General features: G+C 71.8%; 18 protein-coding genes and 1 pseudogene. 8 read left to right on the forward strand and 11 right to left on the reverse strand.

All coding sequences use genetic code 11. The annotated features are described in order from the left end of the window. Positions 1–44: 44 nt before the first annotated feature. Together IE107_RS08030 and dapE are read right to left on the reverse strand one after the other, a co-directional pair. Positions 45–794 carry an LOG family protein gene (locus tag IE107_RS08030; protein WP_189542572.1) on the reverse strand — a complete coding sequence of 250 codons (750 nt, stop codon included), beginning with the start codon at positions 792–794 and terminating at the stop codon, positions 45–47. 112 nt (positions 795–906) lie between these two features. Next, positions 907–1,986, reverse strand: a complete 1,080-nt coding sequence (gene dapE, locus IE107_RS08035; protein ID WP_189542573.1) for a succinyl-diaminopimelate desuccinylase — start codon at positions 1,984–1,986, stop codon at positions 907–909. Between the two features lie 61 nt (positions 1,987–2,047). Here dapE and IE107_RS08040 point away from each other — a divergent pair, with 61 nt between their 5' ends. Beyond that, positions 2,048–2,998, forward strand: a complete 951-nt coding sequence (locus IE107_RS08040) for a VldE C-terminal domain-containing protein (protein ID WP_189542575.1) — start codon at positions 2,048–2,050, stop codon at positions 2,996–2,998. 289 nt (positions 2,999–3,287) lie between these two features. Then, entirely contained in the window at positions 3,288–3,701 is a 414-nt protein-coding gene (locus tag IE107_RS08045) for an ATP-binding protein (RefSeq protein WP_189542579.1), read from the forward strand. Positions 3,702–3,789: 88 nt separating this feature from the next. Here the strand turns inward: IE107_RS08045 and dapC are convergent, their stop codons facing one another. Beyond that, on the reverse strand, positions 3,790–4,884 hold the full coding sequence (gene dapC, locus IE107_RS08050; RefSeq protein ID WP_189542581.1) for a succinyldiaminopimelate transaminase: 1,095 nt from the start codon (positions 4,882–4,884) through the stop codon (positions 3,790–3,792). A 150-nt stretch (positions 4,885–5,034) separates the two neighbouring features. Then, a complete protein-coding gene (fdxA, locus tag IE107_RS08055) occupies positions 5,035–5,355 on the reverse strand; it encodes a ferredoxin (RefSeq protein ID WP_018956287.1) in 321 nt (106 codons plus the stop codon). 117 nt (positions 5,356–5,472) lie between these two features. Here fdxA and IE107_RS08060 point away from each other — a divergent pair, with 117 nt between their 5' ends. Next, positions 5,473–6,474 carry a GNAT family N-acetyltransferase gene (locus tag IE107_RS08060; protein WP_189542583.1) on the forward strand — a complete coding sequence of 334 codons (1,002 nt, stop codon included), beginning with the start codon at positions 5,473–5,475 and terminating at the stop codon, positions 6,472–6,474. 18 nt (positions 6,475–6,492) lie between these two features. Further along, a complete protein-coding gene (locus IE107_RS08065; protein WP_189542585.1) occupies positions 6,493–7,341 on the forward strand; it encodes a transglutaminase family protein in 849 nt (282 codons plus the stop codon). 14 nt (positions 7,342–7,355) lie between these two features. On the opposite strand, the gene IE107_RS08070 is transcribed toward IE107_RS08065, so the two are convergent. Together IE107_RS08070 and IE107_RS08075 are read right to left on the reverse strand one after the other, a co-directional pair. Further along, positions 7,356–9,371 carry an elongation factor G gene (locus tag IE107_RS08070; RefSeq protein ID WP_189542587.1) on the reverse strand — a complete coding sequence of 672 codons (2,016 nt, stop codon included), beginning with the start codon at positions 9,369–9,371 and terminating at the stop codon, positions 7,356–7,358. 597 nt (positions 9,372–9,968) lie between these two features. Then, positions 9,969–10,673: a hypothetical protein gene (locus tag IE107_RS08075; RefSeq protein ID WP_189542589.1), complete on the reverse strand. Its 705-nt coding sequence runs from the start codon at positions 10,671–10,673 to the stop codon at positions 9,969–9,971. A gap of 15 nt (positions 10,674–10,688) precedes the next feature. Here IE107_RS08075 and IE107_RS08080 point away from each other — a divergent pair, with 15 nt between their 5' ends. From IE107_RS08080 to IE107_RS08095, 4 genes are all read left to right on the forward strand, one after another. Continuing rightward, positions 10,689–11,222, forward strand: a complete 534-nt coding sequence (locus IE107_RS08080; RefSeq protein WP_189542591.1) for a hypothetical protein — start codon at positions 10,689–10,691, stop codon at positions 11,220–11,222. A 211-nt stretch (positions 11,223–11,433) separates the two neighbouring features. Then, complete coding sequence (locus tag IE107_RS08085; protein ID WP_189542593.1) at positions 11,434–12,153, forward strand: class F sortase; 720 nt, start codon at positions 11,434–11,436, stop codon at positions 12,151–12,153. A gap of 94 nt (positions 12,154–12,247) precedes the next feature. Further along, a complete protein-coding gene (locus IE107_RS08090) occupies positions 12,248–13,786 on the forward strand; it encodes an FG-GAP-like repeat-containing protein (RefSeq protein WP_189542595.1) in 1,539 nt (512 codons plus the stop codon). 326 nt (positions 13,787–14,112) lie between these two features. After that, complete coding sequence (locus IE107_RS08095) at positions 14,113–14,721, forward strand: TetR/AcrR family transcriptional regulator (RefSeq protein ID WP_189542597.1); 609 nt, start codon at positions 14,113–14,115, stop codon at positions 14,719–14,721. A gap of 67 nt (positions 14,722–14,788) precedes the next feature. On the opposite strand, the pseudogene IE107_RS08100 reads toward IE107_RS08095, so the two are convergent. From IE107_RS08100 to IE107_RS08120, 5 genes and pseudogenes are all read right to left on the reverse strand, one after another. Then, a pseudogene (locus IE107_RS08100) lies at positions 14,789–15,070 on the reverse strand (SDR family oxidoreductase); the annotation flags it as partial. Positions 15,071–15,294: 224 nt separating this feature from the next. After that, a complete protein-coding gene (locus IE107_RS08105) occupies positions 15,295–15,906 on the reverse strand; it encodes a response regulator transcription factor (RefSeq protein ID WP_189542599.1) in 612 nt (203 codons plus the stop codon). After that, on the reverse strand, positions 15,903–17,087 hold the full coding sequence (locus IE107_RS08110; protein WP_189542601.1) for a sensor histidine kinase: 1,185 nt from the start codon (positions 17,085–17,087) through the stop codon (positions 15,903–15,905). Before IE107_RS08110 ends, IE107_RS08105 begins: the two co-directional genes overlap by 4 nt. Then, entirely contained in the window at positions 17,084–17,839 is a 756-nt protein-coding gene (locus tag IE107_RS08115) for an ABC transporter permease (protein WP_189542603.1), read from the reverse strand. The genes IE107_RS08110 and IE107_RS08115 overlap by 4 nt, the downstream gene beginning before the upstream one ends. Then, positions 17,833–18,771 carry an ABC transporter ATP-binding protein gene (locus IE107_RS08120; protein WP_189542606.1) on the reverse strand — a complete coding sequence of 313 codons (939 nt, stop codon included), beginning with the start codon at positions 18,769–18,771 and terminating at the stop codon, positions 17,833–17,835. Before IE107_RS08120 ends, IE107_RS08115 begins: the two co-directional genes overlap by 7 nt. Positions 18,772–18,875: the final 104 nt, after the last annotated feature.

Consider the following 18,875-nt stretch of genomic DNA (forward strand, 5'->3'; position numbering starts at 1 on the left):
GGCGGGTGCGGGATCCGCGCCGGACCCCGCACCCCGGACGGTCCCTACCGGCCGACCTCCTTCGTCACGAGGTCGACCGCCTCGTCCACGTCGTCCGTGACGTGGAACAGCAGCATGTCGTGCTCGGACGCCTTGCCCTGCGCCACCACCGTGTTCCGCAGCCAGTCCACGAGACCGCTCCAGTAGGCGGTGCCGAACAGCACGATCGGGAAGCGGGTGACCTTGCCCGTCTGGACGAGGGTGAGCGCCTCGAAGAGTTCGTCCAGGGTGCCGAGCCCGCCGGGCAGTACGACGAAGCCCTGCGCGTACTTCACGAACATCGTCTTGCGGACGAAGAAGTAGCGGAAGTTGACGCCGATGTCGACGTGCGGGTTGAGGCCCGACTCGAAGGGCAGCTCGATGCCGAGTCCGACCGAGATGCCCTTCGCCTCCCGCGCCCCCTTGTTCGCCGCCTCCATCGCCCCCGGCCCGCCTCCGGTGATCACCGCGAAGCCGGCCTCGACCAGGGCCTTGCCGATCCGTACGCCCGCCTCGTACTCGGGCCCGCCGGCGTGGGTGCGGGCCGAGCCGAAGACGCTGATCGCGCTCGGCAGTTCGGCCAGCGCGCCGAATCCCTCGACGAACTCCGACTGGATGCGCATCACCCGCCAGGGATCGGTGTGCACCCACTCGGAGTCGCCCTCGGTGTCCAGCAGCCGCTGATCGGTGGTGCCGGGCTGTACCTGTTCCCTACGGCGCAGTACTGGTCCGAGCCGCTGCTCCTCCGGGACGCGTGCCCCCTCGGGGTTGCCCATGATCTGCTCCCTCCGACGACGATCGACGACCGGTGGATCCTGGAGGATCCGTGGCCATCCGTGTCAGCTCAGGGTAGATCCATGGAGGTTACGGACAGGAGAATGCCGTGGGTCAGGCGGTGAGCCAGGAGCGGAGCCGCTCCTCGCAGTGGGTGATCCGCTCGACCACCACGTGCTCGTCGCGCTTGTGGGCGAACAGCGGGTCGCCCGGTCCGTAGTTCACCGCGGGGATGCCGAGGGAGCCGAAACGGGAGACGTCCGTCCAGCCGAACTTGGGGCGGGCGGTGCCGCCCACCGCCGCCATGAACGCCTCGGCGGCCGGGTGGGAGAGGCCGGGCATGGCCGCGCCCGAGTGGTCGTCGACGACGAATTCGGCGACGCCGCAGTCCGCGAAGACCTCGTGGACGTGGGCCAGCGCCTCCTCGGCGGTCCGGTCGGGCGCGTACCGGAAATTGACCACGACGGTGCAGGCGTCCGGGATGACGTTGTTGGCGACGCCGCCCTCGATCCGTACGGCGTTCAGCCCCTCGCGGTATTCGAGGCCGTCGATGACCGGGCGGCGCGGTTCGTACGCGGCGAGGCGGGCCAGGATCGGGGCGGCGGCGTGGATGGCGTTGGACCCCATCCAGCCGCGCGCGGAGTGGGCCCGCTCCCCCTCGGTGCGCAGGAAGACCCGCAGGGTGCCCTGGCAGCCGCCCTCGACCTCGGCGTCGGAGCCCTCCAGCAGGACCGCGAAGTCGCCCGCCAGCCAGTCGGGGTGGGCGTCGGCAACGTGGCCGAGCCCGTTGAGGTGCGCGGCGACCTCTTCGTTGTCGTAGAAGACGAAGGTCAGGTCGCGGTTGGGCTCGGGCACGGTCGCGGCGATCCTCAGCTGGACGGCGACGCCCGACTTCATGTCGGAGCTGCCGCAGCCCCACAGCACCCCGTTGTCGTCGAGCCGGGACGGCACGTTGTCGGCGATCGGGACGGTGTCGATGTGCCCCGCGAGCACCACGCGCTCGGCACGGCCCAGGTCCGTCCGGGCCACGACGTTGTTGCCGTGCCGGTCCACGGTCAGGTGCGGGAGGGTGCGCAGGGCCGCCTCGATCGCGTCCGCGAGGTCCTTCTCCTGACCGCTGACCGACGGGAAGTCGACGAGCCGTGCGGTGAGCGCCGGGCCGTCCAGGGTGAGGTCGAGTGTGGTTTCGGGCATGACACCGACCCTAAGGGACAGGGCCCTCGGCCCCGGACGGCTGCTCCAGTACGGTGGGCGCGTGCCCCGGACCGTCCCCCCCGCCCGCCGACACACCGGCCGCAGCCGCCTCCTGCGCACTGCTGCCGCTCTTGTCGTGCTCGCCGCGCTCGGCGGCTATCTGACCGTTCAGTACATAACCGGCAGCAGGATCGTCGACGGCTGCACCGTGGAGTCGGCCGACGGTTCGGACGGCGAGGGCCGTACGTACCGGATGAGCCCGGAACAGGCCGCCAACGCCGCGACGATCTCCGCGGTCGGCACCTCGCGGGGGATGCCGGAGCGTGCCGTGACGATCGCACTGGCGACCGCGCTGCAGGAGTCCGGGCTGCGCAACATCGAGCACGGTGACCGGGATTCGCTGGGGCTGTTCCAGCAGCGCCCCTCGCAGGGCTGGGGCACCGAGAAGCAGATCCTGGACCCGGTCTACTCCGCCGGGGAGTTCTACCGGCATCTGGCCGAGGTCCCCGGCTACTCGCGGCTGCCGCTGACGGTGGCCGCGCAGCGGGTCCAGCGCAGCGGATTCCCGCAGGCGTACGCGAAGCACGAGCCGGACGCGGCCCTGCTGGCGGCGGCGCTGACCGGTCGTACGCCCGCCTCGCTGAACTGCGCACCGCCACGGGCGACGGCGGCGAGCCCCGACGTCGCGGAGGTACGGGCGGAGCTGGTGCGCGCCTTCGGCAAGGACGTGCTGCCCGCGGTGACGACGGCACCGCGGGACGGCGGGCCCGCGGCCGGTGCGGCGGCGGCGAGCACGGTCCTGGTGCCGGTGCCCGCGACCGGGACGGCCGCCGGGGACGGCGGCGCGGCCCGGCGCGGCTGGGAGCTCGCGCACTGGGCGGTCGCGCAGTCCGAGACTCTCCGGCTGGCCGAGGTCTCGTACGCGGGCCGGGTCTGGGAGGCCGGGTCGGGCTGGCGGACGGAGCGCAAGGATTCGGGCACCACCGACGTCCGGATCCGGCTCGCGCACTAGTTCACGCGATCGCCCGCAGGTGTCGTTCCCGCCCGTTTCGAGCGCCCCCTCGCACGCCCCCTCCCCGCAGCCGCCCTTCGTCACCTCAATTCCCTTGCGGTCAAAGGGAAGCGACGGTTCATCACCCTTCCCGGGAACGCCGGTTTCGCCCGGGTTCCTCCGTTGCAGATCATGTGACGCATTACCGACTCTTTACCTCGGCCCACCGCAACCTCCCCCGACCTTTCGACGGTTGTCACTGCGTCCGATCAATGGACAGACCCATTCCTCGTCCCGTCGAAGGAGCATCATGTCCCTCCCCCTGACCCGCCGGATCGCCCGTGCCGCGCTGCTGATCGCCGCGGGTGCCGCCCCCGTGGTCGGTGCGGCCGGAGCCGCGGGCGCCGCGGAGCTCCCGCAGACCCCGGATCTCGGTGGTCTGACCACCCTCGACGGTGCCGGTCTCGGCAAGACGGTCGACGGCGCGTCCCAGCAGGGCACCGAGGCGGCGGGCGACACCGGCGGCAGGATCGTCGGCACGGCCCTCCCGGCCGCGGGCGACACCGTCGGCAAGGCCGACGCCAAGACCTCCCCCACCGTGCGGAAGGCCGCGGGCGGCGCCGCCGACAGCGCGGGCCAGGTCCTCGGTGACACCACCGGCGCCGCGACCCAGGGCGGCCTGCCCACCCAGGGCCTGCCCACCCGGGGTCTGCCGCTCGGCTGACCCGGTCCGGCCGCTGGCCGGCAGCAGCACACACGCGCGGGGCTCCGGGAGTGCGCACTCCCGGAGCCCCGCGCGGTTGCCGCCGCTCTCAGGACAGCCGCTTCACCGCCGCCGCCACCCGCTCGTCCGTCGCCGTGAAGGCCACCCGTACGAAGTGGTCCCCGGCCGGCCCGTAGAAGTCGCCCGGCGCCACCAGAATGCCCAGCTCCGCCAGGTGCGCCACGGTCTCCCAGCACGGCTCGTCGCGCGTCGCCCACAGGTAGAGGCCGGCCTCGCTGTGCTCGATGCGGAAGCCGTGCGCCTCCAGGGCGGTGCGCAGGGCCGCGCGCCGCTCCGCGTACCGGGCCCGCTGCTCGGCGACGTGCTCGTCGTCGCCGAGCGCCGCGACCGTCGCCGCCTGGACCGGGGCCGGCGTCATCATGCCGCCGTGCTTGCGGATCAGCAGCAGCTCGCTCAGCACCGCCGTGTCGCCCGCGATGAAGGCGGCGCGGTATCCGGCCAGGTTGGAGCGCTTGGAGAGCGAGTGGACGGCGACGATGCCGTCGTACGTACCGCCGCAGACGTCCGGGTGCAGTACGGAGACCGGTTCGGCCTCCCAGCCCAGCTCCAGGTAGCACTCGTCGCTGAAGACCAGCACACCGTGCTCGCGGGCCCAGGCGACGATCCGGGTCAGTTCGTCCTTGGCCAGGACGCGGCCGGTCGGGTTGGACGGCGAGTTGAGCCAGAGCAGCTTCAGCCCGGCCGGGTCCAGCTCGGTCGGGTCGTCGTAGACGACGGGCTCGGCGCCGCAGAGCCGGGCGCCCACCTCGTAGGTCGGGTAGGCGAGGCGCGGGTACGCCACCTTGTCGCCCGCACCGAGTCCGAGCTGGGTCGGCAGCCAGGCCACCAGCTCCTTGGAACCGACGACCGGCAGTACGTGCCCGTGCGTCACCCCGACCGCTCCTAGCCGCCGCTCCACCCATCCGGCGATCGCGTCACGCAGCTCGCTGGTCCCCCACACCGTCGGATAGCCGGGGCTGTCCGCAGCGGCGACGAGCGCCCGCCGGATCAGCTCGGGCACCGGGTCGACGGGGGTGCCGACGGACAGGTCCACGATGCCGTCGGGGTGGGCCGCAGCCGTCGACTGGTAGGGCGCGAGCTTGTCCCAGGGAAAGACCGGGAGGCGGGAGGAGACTGCGGACACGGATCTCTGCTTTCTCGTACGGGGGTCACGCGGGACACGCACGGGTCGCGGGGAACCTCCGGCCCGCCCGTCACCCGGGTGTGGAAACGCCTCGGTCCCGCACGGTGACGAGCCGTACGGGACCGGGGCGGCGCACGTGCTGGCCGCTGACTACTGGTTCTGCGGCGGCAGCGCGGCGATGAACGCGTGGTCGCGCTCGATCAGGCCAAGCTTGGAGGCACCACCGGGCGACCCGAGGTCGTCGAAGAACTCGACGTTCGCCTTGTAGTAGTCCTTCCACTCCTCCGGGGTGTCGTCCTCGTAGAAGATGGCCTCGACCGGGCACACCGGCTCACAGGCTCCGCAGTCGACGCATTCGTCCGGGTGGATGTACAAGGACCGCTGGCCCTCGTAGATGCAGTCGACGGGGCACTCTTCGATGCAGGCCTTGTCCTTTACGTCGACACAAGGCTGCGCGATGACGTAGGTCACGCTGTCGTTCCTCCTCGGTAGGGCGTTGGCTCTCGCGCGGGAGCGCGGCGTCGTCGATGCCCGCACCTAGTATCTCCGTTCCGGGGCACGAACCGAACAGGAGGGGCGTACAGAGCTGTGGAATTCACCATCGGCGGACAGCTCAGGGTCCGAATCACACCGGCTGACGTGGGCAAACGGGTATCAGTCCGGCGTGTGTGCGAGACGGCCCCACAAGGAGCGACGTTCACCGACACGGTAGGAGTTCTCACATCGTGGGACGACGGTGTGCTCTCGATCACACCGAAGAGCGGTGAGTCCGTCCATATCCCTGAATCGGCACTGGTGGCGGGCAAGGTGGTGCCCGCGGCTCCGGCCCGGCGGCGCGGTCCGGCGGCCTCCTTCGAGGAGCTCGCGCCGGTCTGCGCCCGTGCCTGGCAGCCGGTGGAGAGCGAACCGCTGGGCGACTGGCTCCTGCGCGCCGCGCGGGGGTTCACCCGGCGCGCCAACTCCGTGCTGCCGCTCGGCGACCCGGGCGTCCCGCTCGACGAGGCGCTCGGGCACGTCCGGCAGTGGTACGGGGAACGGGACCTGCCCGCGTACATCCAGACCGCGACCGGCGCCGAGGGCACCCAGGAGCTGCTCTGCGCGGAGCTGGAGGAGCGCGGATGGCGCCGCGAGGTGACGGCGGAGGTACGCACCGCCGGGCTCGCCCCGATCGGCGATCGGGACGCGGACGCGTCCCGGGTGCGGCTGAGCCGGGACCTCGACGAGACCTGGCTCTCCCGCTACCAGCGCTTCGAGACCCCGGGCCCGCACGTCCTGGCGGTGCTGCGCGGCGGCCCCTCGGTGTGGTTCGCCTCGGTGCCCGGCGACAGCCCGGAAGCGGCGCCCGCCGCGATCGGGCGGTGCGTGGTGGACGGGCGGTGGGCCGGCTTCATGGCCGTCGAGGTCGATCCCGCGCAGCGGCGCCGGGGGCTCGCCTCCGCAGTGATGACCGCGCTCGCCGGCAAGGCGCTGGAGGAGGGCGCGTCGGCCGCATGGCTCCAGGTGGAGACGGACAACGAGGGGGCGCGGGCGCTGTACGAGGGCATGGGGTTCGCGGTCCACCACCTCTATCACCACTTCTGGCCGGCGTGACGGGGACGGACGGGTCCGATGAACCCTGAACCCGCCGAGCGGCCGGACCGGGACGAGCTGTACAGGCAGTTCGCCGAGGAGGCGCGCGCCGAGCGGCCGGACCTCGCGCTGCTCTGCCTGCTGCTGGGCGCGATGGCCGATCCGGCGCTGGACGCGCACGGGATCGATGCGGCCCAGATCGAACTGGACGAGCTTGCGGGCCGGCTTCCGTACGGGATCCGGGGCGGCCGGGCCTGGGCCTCGGCGCTGGCCGAACTGCTCGGTGAACGGTGCGGCTTCGCGGGCTCGTCGGCGGACTACCAGCGGCTGGAGTCGTCGCTGCTGCACGAGGTGCTGCGCAGGCGGCGCGGGCTGCCGATCACGCTGTCCGTGGTGTGGATCGAGGTCGCGCGGCGGGCGGGCGCCCCGGTGTACGGGGTGGCGCTGCCCGGCCATTTCGTCGTCGGCTTCGGCGATCCGGCCGAGCGGGTGCTGGCCGACCCCTTCGACGGGGGCCGGCCGATGACCGGGCAGGACGCGGAGCTGCTGGTGGCCGGGGCCACCGGGGAGCCGCTGGAGGAGTCGATGCTGGCGCCCGCACGGCCGCTGGAGATCGTGCTGCGGATCCTGAACAACATCAGGGCGTGGGCGGCGACCCGTCCGGAGCGCACCGATGTGGCGCTGTGGGCGGTGGACCTGTCGCTGCTGCTCCCCTCGCACCCGGCCAGGCTCCGTTACGAGCGCGCGCAGCTGCTCGTCCAGAGCGGGCAGTTCCTGCGCGGGGCGGCGGAGATGGAGGAGTACGCGGATGTGGTCGGCCAAGTCGATCCCGCGGCGGCGGAGGCGATCCGGCACCGGGCACGGGCGGCCCGCTCGCTGCTGAACTGAGGGCCGCCCCGGGGTCACCGCCCGTCCCTGCCCGGGGCCTGCCTGCGCGCCGTACGCAGCAGGTACTCCTTGCGGTGGAGCGGATCGCGGTCGGTGCGCGGCCGGTCCGGCGGCGCACCCGCAACCGCGCGGTAGCTGTCGAAGCCGGACTCCAGGATGCCCTCGCCGCGCGTCAGGGCCGGCAGCTGCTGCTGGAGCTCATGGACGCGGGCCGCCGGGATCTCGCCCTCCAGCACACATGTGGAACCGTGCACGGCCGGGGTCCCCGGCACGGCCCCCAGATGTGCGAGTACGGGCAGGACCGGGCCGAGCAGGTCCGCGGGGAATTCCAGGCGGAACCGGTGGATCGGCTCGTGCACCGTGGTGCCGGCCTGCTCGAGCGCGCTCATCAGGACCAGCGGGGTCAGATTACGGAAGTCCCCCGCGGTGCTCGACATGCTCTTGTCGAAAACGGCGTGGGAATGACTCTGGCGGGGCCAGTAGCCGGAATGCGTCAGGGTGACGACGCAGTCGGTTACCTGCCAGCCGTGAATTCCCTGCCGCAGGGTTTCCGCCACGGTCTCCTCCACCGCCCTCATCAGAGAGAAGGGCATCGATCCGAGCTCCACCTCAAGTCGGTAGGCGATACCGCTGCCGACCGGGGCGGGGTCGACCCTGAGACCGATGGTCGCCAGAAAGGGATTCCCGTTCTGCTCGCCGATCTCGTACGCCGCTCCGCTGCCGTTCGGCCGCTCCAGGCAGATGGTCGTGGTCTCTCGGAAGGTGACACCGATTCCGAATTCGTCGGCAAGCGTCGCCTGGATGACTTCCTTCTGCACTTCGCCGTAGAGCGAGACGGAGACCTCCTTCCGGACGTCGTCCTGGCGAAGATTGATCAGTGGGTCCTGTTCGGCGAGCTGCGCGAGCGCGGAGTGCAGTTCGCCCCGGCTCGCCGGAGGGCAGGGCACCACGACCGATTCCAGCGTCGGCGGAGGGAACGACCGGACCGGCGCGGCTTGGTCCGGTACACCGACGGGATCGCCGACCCGGATACCCCCGAGCCCCCGGAGCTTCGCGATCCGGCCCGCGCCGACCTCCGCCGCACGCACGGCCGAGCCGCGGTCGAAGAGGCTGATCCCGGTCACCTTGCCCTCGGCGCGCCCGTCGCCGCGGCCGAACGGCAGCCGGTCGCGGATCCGTACCGTGCCCGAGAACATCCGGACGTACGCCGTCTTCTCGCCGCCCGGCCCGCGCTCCACCTTGAAGACCGTGCCCGAAACCGGCCCGCCGGCCCCGCCGCCGCTCGCGGGCAGCAGTTCCCGGACCCCGCTGACCAGGGCGTCCACCCCGGCGCCGGTGATCGCCGAGCCGGAGTACACCGGGTGCACCAGCGCCCGCCCGGTCTGCGCCGCCAGCTCTTCGCGCAGCCTGCCGTACGGGAGCGCCGCGGCGTTCTCGACGTACGCGTCCAGGAGGGCGTCGTCGTGGTCGGCGAGCAGTTCGGCCAGCCGCTCCGTGAATCCGGTGTCGGCGCCGGTGTACGGCGTGCAGCGGGCCTCCCGGCCGCCCGGTCCGTCGACCGAGCCCATGGCGACCACGGCCGGGGTCAGCTTCTGGGTGATGCTCCGCAGGACAGCCTCGCTCCGCGCACCGCCGCGGTCGACCTTGTTCACGAAAATGAGCGTCGGAATGCGCAGGCGCCGCAGTGTCCGCATCAGAACGCGACTCTGGGCCTGTACGCCTTCCACCGCGGAGATGACCAGCACGGCACCGTCGAGCACACTCAGCACCCGCTCCACCTCGGCGATGAAATCGGGGTGACCGGGGGTGTCGATCAGATTGACGGTGGTGTCTTCGACGGCGAACGAGACGACGGCGGACTTGATCGTGATGCCGCGTTGCCGTTCGAGTGCCAGGGAATCGGTCCGGGTACTGCCGTCGTCGACGCTGCCGATCTCGTCGATGACGCCGGCGGTATGGAGCAGCCGCTCGGTCAGGCTCGTCTTACCGGCGTCGACATGCGCCAGAATTCCCAGATTCAGTGTGTGCACGAAACTCCATGTCCTCAAAGTCGGTGGCAATTCCCGCCTGAATGAACATGAGAGTTCCTCGCATGATCCGCTCCTTTGTCGGTTGTCGGTCGACTTCAGCGGTGAGTACAGCAGAGGGAAAAAGCCCCGACAACCGATTTACCGGCCGCCGTGCCGCGCACATCCCGGCCCCGATGACAATCGGGTCAGCGGCGGCACATCGCCGGAACACGTACGCCACCGAGCCGGAGCCGGGAGCTCCCATGCGGGAGATCCGGTCGGCCGCGGAACTCGCCCCCCGAGACGGGAGCGCCGCACGCCGCCCACCAACTCAACTAGTTTCATTGGCAGTTCAGCGGCACCGGGGAGCCGTCACGAAATGTGCGGCGACCGCGCCGCCACATGAACGCGGCCAGCAAACGGGTGGGCCCCCGCCACCCAAACCTCGCACGTCGCTGCGTGCAGTCCAACGGGTGATTATCGGCTCTATGCCACCCGAAGAGCCCATGGCGTAGCCCCAATGCCACCCGCCCCGATGGCGCGAATTCACTTTCTGCCTGACGGTGGATCACGTCGTCACTGTGCCACTCTGAGTCGACATCCCGTCACTCTGCGCAGTTACGACGGAAGGAATGTGTTCAGATGCGCTCTGCCCGCACACTGTTCGCTTCGGCCGCTGTCACGGCGGTCCTCGCCATCACCGGCCCGTCCGCCTACGCCATGGTCGCGTCGGGCGACTCGGGCCACGACAACGGTTACTCGTCGTCGCACGGCGACAACCACGGAAAGTCCGACCACGGCGGCGACCGCGGCGACCGCGGTGACGACCGCGGCCGTGGCGGCGACGAAGGCAGCCGCGGCGGCGACGAAGGCAGCCGTGGCGGCGACGAAGGCAGCCGCGGCGGCGACGAGGGCGGCCGTGGCAGACCGAACGGCGGCGTGCGCGCCGGCGGTGGCTTCATGGCCGGCATCACCGCCGACGACGAGGGCGGCCGTGGCGGCCACCGCGGCGGCGACGAAGGTGGCCGCGGCGGCCACGGCGACGAGGGCGGTCGCGGCGGCGACCGTGGGGACCGTGGGGACGAAGGTGGCCGTGGCGGCGACCGCGGCGGCGACGAAGGCGGCCGTGGCGGCTACGGCGGCCGTGGCGGCTACGGCGGCCGTGGCGGCGACGAGGGCGGCCGTGGCGGCGACCGCGGCGGCGACGAAGGCGGCCGTGGCGGCTACGGCGGCCGTGGCGGCGACGAGGGCGGCCGCGGCGGCGGCCGTGGCGGCGACGAAGGCAGCCGCGGCGGCCAAGACGGTCCGCGTGGCGGTGTCCACACCGGCGGCGGCTTCATGGCCTCCGTGATCACCGGTGACGACGAGGGCGGCCGGGACCACGACAAGGGCGGCAAGGGCGACCGTGGTGGCCACGGCGACGAGGGCGGCCGCGGCGGCGACCGCGGCCGTGGCGGCGACGAAGGTGGCCGCGGCGGCGACCGCGGCCGTGGCGGCGACGAAGGCGGCCGTGGCGGCGACCAGCCCCGTGGCGGCGTGCGCGCCGGTGGTGGCTTCATGGCCTCCGTGATCAGCGGTGACGAGGGTGGCCGTGGCGGCGACCGCGGCGGCGACGAAGGCGGCCGTGGCGGCTACGGCGACGAGGGTGGCCGCGGCGGCGACGAAGGTGGCCGTGGTGGCTACGGCGGCCGTGGCGGCGACGAAGGCGGCCGTGGCGGCGACCAGCCCCGTGGCGGCGTGCGCGCCGGTGGTGGCGGCATGGCGATGACCGGTGGCGGTCTGGCCGCCGGCTCGGCGCTGCTGCTCGGTGGTGTCGGCGTCGGCGCGTACAAGCTGCGCCGCCGCCAGTCGACGGGTGGCGCGATGGCCTGACCGGGCCAGGCACAGCCGGTCGATTCGCTGTCGCGGCCGCTGCCCCTCGGGGCGGCGGCCGCGGCGGCTGCGTTTCCCCCCTGATAAACCCCGGATAAACCCCCGACACCCTCCTCCGTTCCCCCGCCTCCCCCGCTCTCCGCTCCTTCCCTCCCCTCCCTCTCCGCCGCTCCTCCCCCTTCAACACCGCACGACTGAAAGGCACGTTCCCATGGCCGCCCCGCAGTCGACCGGCTCCACCCCCACCCGGACTGCCCCCCGAACCACATTGGGCCGCGCCTTGATGTGGCCCGCCGTGACAGCCGGGCTCGGCGTGCTCCTCATCTACAACTCTTTCGGCACCTCGGTCGACAACAAGCCGCTGGCCCCGCCCGCTGCCGTCTCGTCCCCCACCCCCGAGATCCTCGGCTCCCATGCCGCCCCCGCTCCCGTCACCTCGTCGAAGGCCACTGTCGGCCCGGCGATGTCCCGGTCCGTGCCGGCGCGGCTGCAGATCGCGACCATCGGCGTCAACGCACCCTTCACCGATCTGTCCCTCGGCCCCACCGGCCAGCTGGACGCACCGCCCGCCAACGACAACAACCTGGTCGGCTGGTACAAGGACGGCGTGACCCCCGGCGAGCGTGGTGCCGCGATCGTGGCGGGCCACGTCGACACGATGACCGGCCCGGCCGTCTTCCTCCAGCTCCGGTACCTCAAGCCCGGCGCCGAAATCGACATCACCCGCGCGGACGGCTCGGTCGCCACGTTCAAGGTCGACTCCGTCGAGCAGTTCAGCAAGGCGAAGTTCCCGGACGACCGGGTCTACGCAGACACCAACACCGCCCAGTTGCGCCTGATCACCTGCGGCGGCACGTACAACAAGACGGCGAAGGACTACGAGGACAACGTGGTGGCCTTCGCCCACCTCGACTCCTTCAAGAACGGCTGACCACCGGCACTCGCCGACGGTGCGGCACAACCATCCGCCCGGCCGCGGGGTCGTACGGGGCAGTACGGAAGCTGGTTCCGTACTGCCCCGACCCATGTCCCGAGCACCGGAGTTGATCGACGTGCCCGTCCTCTCCCACCGCCGCAGGCTGGCGATCGCAACCGGCATCGCCCTGGTCGCCGGAGCCGTGGCCGCTCCGGCCGGCCATGCCGCAGTGCAGTCCTCCGCCCCGGTCGCGCAGCCGTCCGCCGCCGCGAGCGCTCCGAGCAGCAAGCGGCTGCACGACGACTTCAACGGCGACGGCTACCCGGACGTGGCCGTGGGCGCCCCCATGGCCGCCCTCGGCAACACGGAGGGCGGCGCGGGCGCCGTGAGTGTTCTCTTCGGCGGCCCCGGCGGCCTGTCCTCCGCCCACAAGCAGGTGCTGACCTGGCCGAACCGGCCGGGCATCAACCACCCGGAGGACGCCCGCTACGGCACGAACCTGCGCAGCGCCGACCTGGACAAGGACGGCTACGCGGATCTCGTCGGCCGGCTCTGGGGCACCACGACCGACGGCGACCAGGGCACCGTGCTGGCCGTCAACTGGGGCGGTCCGTCCGGCCTTTCGAAGAACGCCACGCTTCTGAAGCCTGTCCCCGGCGACCAGCGCGACGGCACCGGCGACCTGGCCGTGGGCGATGTGGACGGTGACGGCATCGCCGACATCGCGGTGGGCGACGTACGGCGCGGCGGACACATCCTGCACGGCCCGATCAGCCGCACCGGCCAGTGGAGCAGGGTCGGTTCGTTCTCGGTCGACGGCACGGCCGTGCTCGACACCTCGGAGATCGCGGTGGGTGACGTGACCGGCGACGGCGTCGGCGATCTGGTCATCCTGGGCTTCGGTCCGGGCGACCCGTGGCAGCAGCACACGTACCTGCTGAGGGGCAGTCGCACCGGTTTCGCCGCCCCGGTCGAGGTCAAGGACGCGGCCGGCGCCGGTGTCGGCGGCACCGCCGTGGGCATCGCCGACCTGGACAAGGACGGCCACGGGGACATCGTCGTCGGGCGCGGCGACGAGTGGGCGCAGGTGGACACCCCCGTGAAGAAGGGCGGCTCGCTCTTCATCTCGTACGGCGGCCCGAAGGGGCAGAGCACGACCCGCAAGCCCGTCTGGATCAACCAGGACACCGAAGGCGTCTCGGGCACGGCGGAGTTCCACGACCGCATGGGCTACAGCCTGGCGCTGGGCGACACGAACGGCGACGGCTACCCCGACATCGCCACGGGCCTGCCGAACGAGCGGATCAACGGCATCTCCGACGCCGGACGGGTCCTGGTGCTCAAGGGCGGCCCGAAGGGCGTGAGCGGCGCGGGTTCCAAGGAGTTCGGCCAGTACACGGCCGGGGTTCCGGGCGTCGCCGAGGCGGGCGACCAATTCGGCGCGGCCCTCGCACTGGGCGACTACGACGGCAAGGGCCGTACGGAGATGGTGGTCGGCGCCCCGACGGAGAACAGCAGCAGGGGCGCCCTGTGGATCTTCGGTACGGACGCCACGGGCGTCATCGCCAAGGGCTCCGTCTCGTTCGGCGCGGCCACGATCGGCGCCCCGACCGGCCCGTCCCGCTTCAGCCAGACGCTGACGGACTGACCGCACGGACCCGTCGGAAGGTACGAGGTGGAGTGGTCGGGCGGGCGACCCGCCGCCCGCCCGCCCCGATCCGCGAAGCGTCCTCGGTCGGCGGAGCGGTGGGCCGGCCGGGCGGGGCGTCCGCGCCCCAGGAAATGAGGACGCGCAGGGCTGCCGCCCGCACACGCAGGGTCTCCTCGGGCGTGAACGGCGGGCTGCTTCTCCTCGACCCGTGGGGCGAGTTCGTCGAGGCCCACCGCAGCGACTCCGGCGTTGCCGTACCGGGGAGTTGGGCCGTACCGACGCAACTACAGTGGACTCCACAGTCCATTCCAAGGAGGCGGATCGTGCGCGGGGAGCTGACGGCGAAGGGGAGGGCGACGCGACGCAGGATCGTCGAGGGGGCTGCGGCGGTGCTGCGGGAGAGGGGCGTCGCTTCGGCGACGCTGGACGACATCATGGCGCGGACCGGCACCAGCAAGAGTCAGCTGTTCCACTACTTCCCGGCCGGCAAGGACGAACTGCTCCTCGCGGTCGCCCGGTTCGAGGCGGACCGCGTCCTGGAGGACCAGCAGCCGTATCTGGGCTGCCTGGACTCGTGGGAGGCCTGGGAGCGATGGCGGGACGTGGTGATCGAGCGCTACGAGGCCCAGGGAGACGAATGCCCGCTGGGATCGCTCTTCTTCCAGGTCGGGCGCTCGACCCCCGGCGCGCGGGCGATCGTGAGCGAACTGATGCGCCGCTGGCAGGAGAGCCTGGCGGCGGGGATCCGGTCGCTCCAGGCCACCGGCCGACTTCCCGCCGGGCTCGATGTCGACGCCAGGTCCGCCGCACTGCTGGCCGCGATCCAGGGCGGCGTGTCGATCCTGCTGTCGACGGGGCAGTCCACCCACCTGCGCGCCGCTCTCGACCTGGGGATCACGGACCTGCGCCGCGCGGGCGAGGCGATGCGGTGACCCTGCGCCCGGACGGGTCACGCCCCGGCCCCGGCGCGGGCCTTCCCGCCCGGGGCGACGCGGCGCGTCAGCCGGCGATGACGGCAGCGGCGGTGCGGCCGCCGTCGACGTCGAGCACGATGCCGTGCACGAAGTCCGGCCCGTCACCGGCCAGGTAGACAGCGGCGTTCGCGATGGAATCAGGGGTTCCCATCCGGCCTGCGGGGGTCCCCCTCATCATGACCTCGCCGGGGTGGACCTCGCCGGGTGTGGGCGTGAGCACGACGCCCGGCGAGATCGCGTTCACACGAACGCCCTGAGGCCCGAACTCCGCCGCCCAGGCCCGGGGTCCCGTCACCAGGGCGGTCTTGCCCTCAAGGCGCATAGACATGGTCCACTCCATCGCTTGGTTCTCCGCTACGAACCCGCACGACCGAACCGCATACCGCGTCCGACCGGCCGGAGCCCCGGACGACCGGGGCGAGTGCCACTGTGCGACGACAAAAATGGACCCGCAAGTCCAAAACTTCCACCTCGAAGTCGGACCTGGCTCAGCGAATCCCCCCTGAGCCCGCCCGGTCCGAGCGGAGCGGGCTACAGCCAGCCCTTCTCGCGGGCGATGCGGACCGCCTCCGCGCGGTTGCGGGCGGCCAGTTTCTGGATGGCCATGGAGAGGTAGTTACGGACCGTTCCCTGGGACAGGTGGAGTGCGGCGGCGATCTCCGCGTTGGTGGAGCCGTCCGCCGCTGTGCGCAGTACGTCGCGTTCGCGGTCGGTCAGGGGGCTGGCGCCGTCGGCCAGGGCCGCTGCCGCCAGCGTGGGGTCGATGACTCGCTCGCCGGCGAGCACCTTCCGTACCGCTGCGGCCAGTTGGGAGGCCGGGGCGTCCTTCACCAGGAAGGCGTCGGCGCCCGATTCCATGGCCCGGCGCAGGTAGCCGGGGCGGCCGAAGGTGGTGACGACGACGACCTTCACGGCCGGAAGTTCGCGTCGCAGGGCCGCTGCCGCCTCGATACCCGTCATTCCCGGCATCTCGATGTCCAGGAGCGCCACGTCGATGTCGTGCTCGCGGGCGGCGGTCAGCACCTCGTCGCCGCGGGCGACCTGGGCCACGACCTCGATGTCGGGTTCCAGGCCCAGGAGTGCCGCGAGGGCCTCGCGCACCATGGACTGGTCCTCGGCGAGGAGGAGTCTGATCATGCTCATTCCGTGGATCCTAGGCCGGATTCGAGCGGGACGGTCAGGGTCAGGGTGAAGCCTTTGCCCGAACCGGAGGCGGAGCCGCCCGCCCCGGTGGCCAGCGTGCCGTCGACCGTGGCGAGGCGTTCGCCCATGCCGGTGAGGCCGTTGCCCGGCTTGGTGCCCGAGGGGCCGACGCCGTCGTCTGAGACGGCGAGTTCGAGGCGCTTGCCGTCCAGGGTCTGGCGGATGGTGAGCGTGATCGTGCAATGGCGGGCACCACTGTGGCGTACGACGTTGGTGACGGCTTCCCGCAGCGCCCAGGCGAGCGCCTCCTCCGGCTTCTCGGGGAGGTCGTCGGGGGCCTCGGCCGGGACGTCGGCGGTGATGCCCGCGGCGGCGAGTGCGGTACGGGCGCCCGCGAGTTCGCCGGGGAGGGTCGGGCGGCGATAGCCGGTGACCGCGCCGCGTACGTCGATCAGGGCCTGGCGGCTGACCTGTTCGATGTCCGCGACCTGGGCGGCCGCCTGTTCCGGGTGGCCGGGAAGCATCCGGCCGGCCAGCTCGCTCTTGAGCGTGATCAGGGAGAGCGAGTGGCCGAGCAGGTCGTGCAGATCGCGGGCGAGCCTGAGCCGTTCCTCGTTGGCGGCGAGCTGGGCGACGGTGGCGCGGGCCTCGCGCAGCTCGATCGTCGTACGGATCAACTGCCGTACGCCGGTCATCGAGAACCCGCCGAGCAGCGCGGGGAAGATCAGGGCGGTGATGATCTCGCGGGGGTGGTCGCTGGCCAGGCCCATGAGGACCAGGACCGCCGCGACGGCGGGGATCAGCCAACGGGCCGTCCGCAGCGGCAAGGTGGCGCCGACGGAGACCGACACGTACACGAAGAGGACCAGCCACGCCGTACCGAGCGTCAGGGTGAGGACGACGGACAGGGCGCCGAGGAAGGCGATCGCGGAATGGACGACAGGGCGGTCCAGGGGCTTGGACGTGTGGCGGAAGACCAGGAGCAGATAGGCCCCGACGAAGGTCAGCAGGCCGAGCGCGCCGAGCACCGTTGCCCAGGGGGTGTGGTTGCCGTCGGTCAGGTCCTTGACCGGGGCGCCCATGAACGCGAGCCAGATGCCGATCCAGAACAGCTTGATCCAGACCTGCTTGCGGTGCGTGGGCGGGCGCCCGATGCCCACGGGCGTCTCGTCGTCGTTCACGCCTTCAGGGTGTCCTTCCGGTAGAGCCAGGCCGCGCCGCCCGCGAAGATCAGGAAGTAGGCGCAGAGGATGGCGACGTCCTTGGCATGCGGCGAGCCGCCCATCTCGATCGCCTGGCCGAGAGAAGCGTACGCGTGTGTGGGCAGCCACTCGGCAATGTTCTGGAGCCACTGCGGGAAGGTCGCGCTGGGCATCCACAGGCCGCCGAGGACGGAGAGCCCGAAGTAGATGATCATGGTGAGCGGGCGGACCGCGTCCCCGCCGGCGAGGTAGCCGATGGCGACGCCGAGCGCGGCGAAGACCAGCGAACCGGCCCAGATGACCCCGGCCAGCGCGAACCACTGCCAGGTCTCCACCCGTACGTGCTTGACGGCGGCGGCGACCAGGAAGACCACCACGATGCAGGGCAGGGTGACCACCGCCGCACTGGCGATCTTCGCCAGGACGTAGCCGCGGCTGGGCAGTGCGGTGAGCCGCAGCTGGCGGACCCAGCCCTTCTCGCGCTCCTTGGCGATGCGTTCGCTGTTGCCCATGAGGACTGCGGTCAGCGCCCCGAACGACGCCATCGAGACCATGAAGAAGGCCTGGAAGGTGAGATCGGTGTGCGGGATCCGGTCGGAGGTGTTCTGGGTGCTGGAGATGAGGAGGTAGATCACCGACGGGTAGATGACCGAGAAGAACATGAACTTCTTGTTCCGCAGGGTGCGGGTCACTTCGAGCCTGATGAGCGCCCACGAAAAGAGACTCAGCATGCGGTCCTGGCCTCCTCGGCCTCGGTGATGGCGACGAAGGCCTGTTCCAGGCCGAGCCCCGCGACTTCGAGTGCCCGCGGGTGGAGGCCGAGTCCGTAGACGGCGTGGACCGTCGCGTCGGCGTCGTGCGACTGGATACGGACCCGGTTGCCGGTGATGTCGATCGCGGCGAGGAACGGCAGGCCGCGCAGGGCCGCCTCGTCGACCGGGCCCGCCAGCTCGAAGGAGATCCGGCGCGCTCCGGCCTTCGCCTTGATCTCGGCGGCGGTGCCGTCGGCGAGCAGCCGGCCCTTGTGGAGGACGAGGACGCGGTCGGCGATCGCGTCGGCCTCTTCGAGGTAATGGGTGGCGAACAGGACGGTACGGCCCTGGTCGGCCTGCTCGCGCATGGTGGCCCAGAAGGCCTGGCGGGCGGTGACGTCCATGCCGGTGGTCGGCTCGTCGAGGACGATCAGGTCATTGGCGCCCGCGGTGGCCAGCGCGAAGCGGACCCGCTGCTCCTGGCCGCCGGAGAGCTTGTTGACCATCCGGTCGGCGATCCGCCCGATCCCGGCGCGGGAGAGCACCTCCACCACCGGGTGGGGCCTGGGGTGCAGAGCGCAGGCGAGGCCGACCAGTTCCTTGACCGTGACGTCCTCCATCAGGCCGCCGGTCTGGAGCATCGCGCCGACGCGGCCCGCGGCGACGGCGTTCTGCGGGGTCGTGCCGAAGACCCGGACCGTGCCGGAGTCGGCGGTGCGCAGGCCCAGCAGCAGATCCAGGGTGGAGGACTTCCCGGCACCGTTGGGACCGAGGAGCGCCACCGTCTCGCCGGGGTGCAGGTCGAGGGTGAGCCCGTCGACGGCACGTACCGCTCCGTATGCCTTGCTGACCTGTTCGAAGCGGACCGCGGTGGTCTTCGCCCCGGTGGCCTCGGCGGCTGTCGTTGTCATGGGTCAAGCGTGGCGGAGAGCGGGGTACGCCCGGCAGGGCCAAGCGTCGTGGAAAGGGGATGACAGATGTCATGCCGTGCATATGAATCCGGCGCCGGAGCGGT

This window comes from Streptomyces gelaticus, assembly GCF_014649535.1.
In the GTDB taxonomy this organism is placed as follows: domain Bacteria; phylum Actinomycetota; class Actinomycetes; order Streptomycetales; family Streptomycetaceae; genus Streptomyces; species Streptomyces gelaticus.